At 70.5% G+C, this 4,697-nt stretch carries 7 protein-coding genes; 2 read left to right on the top strand and 5 right to left on the bottom strand.

What is annotated here, in order from left to right; translation table 11 throughout:
* Positions 1–53 precede the first annotated feature (53 nt).
* The 5 genes from DY218_RS25665 to DY218_RS25645 all read right to left on the bottom strand — a co-directional run bounded on the left by DY218_RS25665 (position 54) and on the right by DY218_RS25645 (position 3,124).
* Positions 54–371, bottom strand: a complete 318-nt coding sequence (locus DY218_RS25665; RefSeq protein ID WP_128558518.1) for an antibiotic biosynthesis monooxygenase family protein — start codon at positions 369–371, stop codon at positions 54–56.
* Complete coding sequence (locus tag DY218_RS25660; protein ID WP_233521901.1) at positions 368–682, bottom strand: antibiotic biosynthesis monooxygenase family protein; 315 nt, start codon at positions 680–682, stop codon at positions 368–370. The genes DY218_RS25665 and DY218_RS25660 overlap by 4 nt, the downstream gene beginning before the upstream one ends.
* A 1-nt stretch (position 683) precedes the next feature.
* A complete protein-coding gene (locus DY218_RS25655; RefSeq protein ID WP_128558517.1) occupies positions 684–1,433 on the bottom strand; it encodes an SDR family NAD(P)-dependent oxidoreductase in 750 nt (249 codons plus the stop codon).
* Between the two features lie 94 nt (positions 1,434–1,527).
* Positions 1,528–2,580, bottom strand: a complete 1,053-nt coding sequence (locus tag DY218_RS25650; protein WP_128558519.1) for a methyltransferase — start codon at positions 2,578–2,580, stop codon at positions 1,528–1,530.
* Between the two features lie 76 nt (positions 2,581–2,656).
* Positions 2,657–3,124: a DUF1772 domain-containing protein gene (locus DY218_RS25645; RefSeq protein WP_128558516.1), complete on the bottom strand. Its 468-nt coding sequence runs from the start codon at positions 3,122–3,124 to the stop codon at positions 2,657–2,659.
* Positions 3,125–3,394: 270 nt separating this feature from the next.
* Between DY218_RS25645 and DY218_RS25640 the strand changes: the two genes are divergently transcribed.
* Together DY218_RS25640 and DY218_RS25635 are read left to right on the top strand one after the other, a co-directional pair.
* Complete coding sequence (locus DY218_RS25640) at positions 3,395–3,841, top strand: DUF1772 domain-containing protein (protein ID WP_128558515.1); 447 nt, start codon at positions 3,395–3,397, stop codon at positions 3,839–3,841.
* 34 nt (positions 3,842–3,875) lie between these two features.
* On the top strand, positions 3,876–4,616 hold the full coding sequence (locus DY218_RS25635) for a SchA/CurD-like domain-containing protein (RefSeq protein ID WP_128558514.1): 741 nt from the start codon (positions 3,876–3,878) through the stop codon (positions 4,614–4,616).
* Positions 4,617–4,697 lie beyond the last annotated feature (81 nt).

Here is a 4,697-nt window from a genome sequence, read left to right as displayed (position 1 = left end):
GCCGCGGAGCGCTGATGCTCTCCGCGGCACGGCCGCCGCCGCGATCGGGGGTGTCAGTACTCCGCGGTCACCTCGAACAGCGCGAAGGGGCTCGGCCGTTCGCCGTCCTGATACTGCCGCAGCGGAGACGTCGTACCCCGGTGCGCCGAGCCGGCCTCCCAGGCCTGGAACGCCGCGAGGCCCTCCCACTCGCTGAGCACCGCGAAGGCTCCCGGGTCGGTGACCTCACGGAGCAGCTCATTGCCGAGCAGCCCGGGCGTACTCGCCAGGTCCTTGCTGATCGTGTGGTACGCCGCGGCCACCGCGGGCTCCTCCGCCTCGGCGGCACGCAGGTACAGCATCACCCTGACGCGTCCCGGTGCTCCGCTCATCGGGCCACCTCCACCAGGTGCATCATCGCGAGGGAGCCGCCGGTGCGGTACGGGTGGAGCTTCTCGCGGTGGGCGATGTGCTCGGGGCTGCTCTCGAAGGCGAGGAAGGAATCCTTGTCCGTCCAGTCGCTGACGACGTAGTAGACGGACTCCTCGCGGGCGCTGCGGGCCAGGGTGTGGCCGAGGTTCGCCGGCCGCGCCGTGACCTCCTCGCTGCCCTCGGCCCACACCTTCTCGAAGTCGGCCTCGAGGCCGGGCTTGACCTGCACGGTCAGCAGCACCCGGAAGGAACCGATGTGCTCGGCGGCCATCTCAGACACCCCCGTCGACGTGCAGGGTCTCGCCGTTGACGTACGTGGACAGGTCGCTGGCGAGGAAGAGGACCGCTCCCGCGATCTCGTCGGGGCGCCCGAACCGGCCGAGCGCCATCATGCGCAGATAGCGCTCGTCGTACGCCGCGCGCTGCTCCTCGGTCAGCTCGTCCGGCTCGCTGGTGTCGATGACGCCCGGTGCCACCACGTTGAACCGGATTCCCTTGCCGCCCAGTTCCTTGCAGAGCGAGCGGGTCAGCCCGATCAGACCGGACTTGGAGGCGGTGTAGTGGCCGCGGAGCGGGATGCCGGCCATCGCGCCGCGGGAGCCGATGTTGATCACCGAAGAGCCCTCGCGGAGCAGTGGCAGTGCCTTGCTGATCACCATGAAGGGTCCGGTGAGGTTGGTGGTCAGTACGCGCTCCCACTCCTCGAACGGCAGCTGGGCGAACGGGATCTGGCTGATCACACCGGCGTTGTTGACCAGGATGTCGAGCGTCTCGAAGCGGCTGCGGCACTCGGCCAGCACCGTCTCCGCGCCTTCGGCCGTGCCGACGTCGGCACGGACCAGAGCGTGGTCCCCGCCGATCTCCTTCAGCTCGCGGGCCAGGCTCTCGGCGCCCTCGCTCTCGGTGCGGTGGCAAGTCACCACCGTGGCTCCGGCCTTGGCCAGGGCGAGCACGGTGGCCCGACCGATGCCCCGGGTTCCGCCCGTGACCAGTGCGTTCTTGCCGACCAGATGAAGTTCCATGGGTTCCTCCGTCGTTGCTCGTGAGGTGGGTGCTCGTGAGGTGGGCTCGTGGAGTGGTTGCGCGTCGCGCCGGGACGCGCACAAGGCGCGGGGTTCAGCCGCCGGTCGGTATCGGGCGGCACTCCAGGACCGCCCAGCGACCGGGGACCGGGTCGTTCACCAGCTCGAAGCCGGCGCCGGCGAGCAGGGCCCGCCACTGGTCCGCGTCGCGCTCGCGGCCGCCGAAGCGGACCAGCATGTCCAGGTCGAGCAGCTTGCCGCGGTCCCACTGGTTGGCCGGTCCCACCAGGAACTCGCAGATCAGCAGCCGCCCGTCCGGGCTGCCCTGGAGGGCTTCGCGGATCCGGGCGAGGATCAGCGCCGCGCGCCGGTCGTCCCAGTCGTGCAGCACGGCCTTGAGCAGATAGGCGTCATGGCCGGTGGGCAGCTCCTCGAAGAAGTCGCCGGCCACGATCTCGACTCGGTCCGCGACGCCCGCCTCGCGGAGCAGCTCGGGAGCCTCGTCGACCACCGCCGGGCGGTCGATGAGCGTGCCTCGCGTCTCCGGATGGCGGGCGAGGAGCTCGGCGAGGAAGAGTCCGCGCCCGCCGCCCACGTCCGCTACGCGGGAGTACAGGCCGAAGTCGTAGCCGTCGAGCAGCATCCGCGCGGTGGCCCGGCTCATGCCCGTCATCGCCCGGTCGAACAGCGCGCCGGACTCCGGATGCTCCTCCAGATGGGCGAAGAACCCGTGCCCGTACGTCTCTTCGAAGGCGGGCTCTCCGGTGCGTACGGTGTGCAGCAGGGAACCGTAGGAACGCCAGAGCATCTCGGTGCCGTTGTAGAGCACCATGTCCCGCTGGCTGCCGGGCACATCGGAGCGCAGCGCCTCGCTCAGCTCGGTGAGCGCGTACTGCCCGTCCTCCCGCTCCTCGAAGACGCCGAACGCGGCGGCGACCCGCAGGACGCGTCCGAGTGCGTCGGCGTGGCTGCCGGTGCGCTCGGCGATATCGGTCACGGTGCGCGGGCCTTCGGCCAGTTCGTCGGCCACGCCCAGTTCGGCGAGCACATGCAGCACGCGGGATATCCGTTTGCCGTCCGTCAGCAGCAACAGCCGTACGTGGGGCGGCAGAGAGGCGGTCATCGCCGGTCCGACCACACCGGTCATGGTGTCCACACGATCTCCTAGAGGCGGGAGCGGATGGGGGGAGAGAGCGGGGCTGAGCAGGGTTGGTGACAGTGGGTCAGATCAGCACCGTGGCCGCGGCGACGTTGGCGACCAGGGCCGCGACGGCGCAACCGCCTCGTACGCGGTTCCAGCGGATCCACCGCTCACGGGGATCGAGCTGCTCGAAGTCCGTGGGCAGATCCTGCGGATCGAGGGTCGCCAGCCACCGGTTGATCGGCACGTTCTTGGTGAGCGAGACGGTCATGGCGCAGGCGAGCAGTACGGCCGCGAGCCCGGTCAGCAGCCGCACGGCCACGCCGTCCGCCGCGACCGTCAGGGCGATGTCGCACAGCAGACAGCTGAGCAGCGACAGCGGCATGAACGGGTCGAAGCGGGTGACCAGGCCCTTGTGCACCGGGACGTACATCCCGGTGGGCAGCGTGGTGAACAGCGGGGCGGCGAGCACGGAGATGGCCAGGCCGCCGGCCGCGAGCCCACCGGCGAGCAGCGCCAACGGCAGCAGTACCTGCACCAGTTCGGCCATGATTCGCCCTCCCGACCCGGCCGCCGCCCGGTGCGGCGGACCACTGTGTCGACTCTCGGAGCCGGCGGTCGAAGCGGCCTCGAAGACGGCTCGATGATCAACGGCGGCGCAGGACCGCGGGTGCCACGACGGTCATGACGGCCGCTCCGGTCCGCGTGGCGCGACCGCTCCTTTCGCAAAGGCGAAGACGGCCGTCGAGCGCCCCTCCACAGCGAATCGAGCAGCCGACGCGACGGTGAAGGGCACACCCACCATCGACCGGGAGTCGTGATGCTCGAGGAAGTGCTCAGCGGGATCGTGCTGGCCGGGACAGGGACCGTCACAGGGATCTTCGTGGCGGTCGCGGTCAGCGTCGCTCCCGCCATGTCGTCCATGGAACGCGCCGATTACCTGCGCGCGCACGCGCTGCTCGGCAAGGGCTACCACCCCTTGATGCCGATCCTGGTGAACGTCGTGACGCTCAGCGGATTCGCGCTCGCCTTTCTCTCCGAGCCGCCGGGCCACGCCCTGTTCCCGCTCGCTTCCGTGCTGCTCATCGGTGTGCAGGCGGTCTCGCACCTCGGCAACGTACCGATCAACCGCTCGCTGAGCGGACTCGCCGCCGACGGCCCCTGGGTCGACCCACGGCCGCAGTGGCGCGCCTGGCACCGACTGCGCACGGGCCTGGCCGCGCTCGCCCTGGTCGTCGACACCGTCGCCGTGCTCGCCGTCCGCTGACCTTCGCCCGACCCGTTGAAGAGGAGAAACCGCCATGCCACTGGACGCAGTCACTTACCGCGTCATGCCCGGCCACGAGGAGGACCTCACCGAGGTCTTCTCACCGCACAACTTCACCCGGGTCGACTCCCCGGTGATCAAGAACAGTTCGGGCAGCACCGTCGGCATGCTGCTGGGCACGGGCCTGTTCGTCCAGGGCGACACTCTGGTCCGGGTGATCCACCACGACGGCGTGGGCGCCGCGCAGATCGCCTCGCACATGTCGGTGCAGCAGGGGGTGCACGAAGCGGAGCGGGCGATCATGCCGTACCTCGTCGAGCCCCGTGACACCGAGTCGCCCGAAGGGTTCCGGGAGCACTTCCACCGCAGCCTGATGACCGTGCTCGAGCAGCACAGCCCCGACGACCGCCCGGCTTCCGGGACGGTCGCCCTGCGCTACCCGCTGCGCGAGGGCGCCGGCGAGGAACTGGCGGCGGCCCGCGCCACGGCCAACCGGAAGGCCTCCCTGCGGCTGTCGGAGGAGCATCCGACGATCGTCCGTACGGCGCTGTTCCTGCACGAGGACACCCTGGTGCGGGTCGTCCAGTACGACGGTCATCCGTACGACGTCGTCGGCTATCTCACGGACCGGTGCTTCGGGCCGGACGCGGAGGCGTGGCTGGTGCCGTATCTGGACGCCGCGCAGCGGCCCTCGCATCCGGACGCGTATCTGGCCCTCGTCCACGAGCAGGCGATGCTCTCGATCGCGCACATGTCCGTCCTGGGCGTCGACTGAACGCACCCGGGACGAGCCGCCCGACGGCAGCAGCCGCCCGAAGGCGCGAAGCCGCCGCCGTGCCTCCTCGGCACGGCGGCG

It is taken from the genome of Streptomyces triticagri, assembly GCF_003429565.1.
In the GTDB taxonomy this organism is placed as follows: domain Bacteria; phylum Actinomycetota; class Actinomycetes; order Streptomycetales; family Streptomycetaceae; genus Streptomyces; species Streptomyces triticagri.
The sequence above is the reverse complement of the archived record's forward strand: the minus strand, read 5'-3'. Positions and strand labels throughout refer to the sequence as shown.